This is a genomic window from Bacillus sp. LQ01, assembly GCF_057624735.1.
This window is the reverse complement of sequence record NZ_JBYEZL010000023.1, coordinates 1-872: the sequence shown is the minus strand read 5'-3', so window position 1 is coordinate 872 and position 872 is coordinate 1. Positions and strand designations below refer to the sequence as shown.

The window sequence follows — 872 nt, the reverse complement described above, 5'->3', positions numbered from 1 at the left end:
TCCGCCACCCCGGCATGTCATATTGAAAATTGGAGCGGAAGACGGGATTCGAACCCGCGACCCCAACCTTGGCAAGGTTGTATTCTACCACTGAACTACTTCCGCAAGACATGTATGAGTTATTTTATTAAAAGTGCGGGTGAAGGGAGTCGAACCCCCACGCCAAAGGCGCTAGATCCTAAGTCTAGTGCGTCTGCCAATTCCGCCACACCCGCATATTTCATTAAAATGGTGAGCCATGAAGGACTCGAACCTTCGACCCTCTGATTAAAAGTCAGATGCTCTACCAACTGAGCTAATGGCTCTTAATGGCTGGGCTAGCTGGATTCGAACCAGCGCATGACGGAGTCAAAGTCCGTTGCCTTACCGCTTGGCTATAGCCCATTAATTAAGAATGGTGGAGGGGGGCAGATTCGAACTGCCGAACCCGAAGGAGCGGATTTACAGTCCGCCGCGTTTAGCCACTTCGCTACCCCTCCGACATATATGGTGGAGGATGACGGGATCGAACCGCCGACCCCCTGCTTGTAAGGCAGGTGCTCTCCCAGCTGAGCTAATCCTCCATTTTGCCTGGCAACGTCCTACTCTCACAGGGACAAGGTCCCAACTACCATCGGCGCTAGAGAGCTTAACTTCCGTGTTCGGTATGGGAACGGGTGTGACCTCTCTGCCATCATTACCAGACTGTATTCATTTAAGACAAGAATCATTTTAACTTATTTAACTTTTAAAGTCAACAAGTTTTTTATATTCCTTCAAAACTAGATAACATTGCTACATATTATATGGTTAAGTCCTCGATCTATTAGTATTCGTCAGCTCCACATGTCACCATGCTTCCACCTCGAACCTATCAACCTGATCATCTTTCA

General features: G+C 48.2%; 6 tRNA genes and 2 rRNA genes. All 8 read right to left on the bottom strand.

Features of this window, described 5'->3' with window-relative positions:
- Positions 1 to 30: 30 nt before the first annotated feature.
- Positions 31 to 105: transfer RNA gene (locus tag AC22L0_RS29285), tRNA-Gly, on the bottom strand.
- A 29-nt stretch (positions 106 to 134) separates the two neighbouring features.
- Positions 135 to 215: transfer RNA gene (locus tag AC22L0_RS29280), tRNA-Leu, on the bottom strand.
- 14 nt (positions 216 to 229) lie between these two features.
- Positions 230 to 305: transfer RNA gene (locus tag AC22L0_RS29275), tRNA-Lys, on the bottom strand.
- A gap of 4 nt (positions 306 to 309) precedes the next feature.
- Positions 310 to 384 (bottom strand) — tRNA-Gln (locus AC22L0_RS29270).
- 11 nt (positions 385 to 395) lie between these two features.
- A tRNA-Tyr gene (locus AC22L0_RS29265) sits at positions 396 to 479 on the bottom strand.
- 8 nt (positions 480 to 487) lie between these two features.
- A tRNA-Val gene (locus AC22L0_RS29260) sits at positions 488 to 563 on the bottom strand.
- 5 nt (positions 564 to 568) lie between these two features.
- Positions 569 to 684, bottom strand: a 5S ribosomal RNA gene (gene rrf / locus AC22L0_RS29255).
- A gap of 101 nt (positions 685 to 785) precedes the next feature.
- Positions 786 to 872: ribosomal RNA gene (locus tag AC22L0_RS29250) — 23S ribosomal RNA — on the bottom strand; the annotation flags it as partial.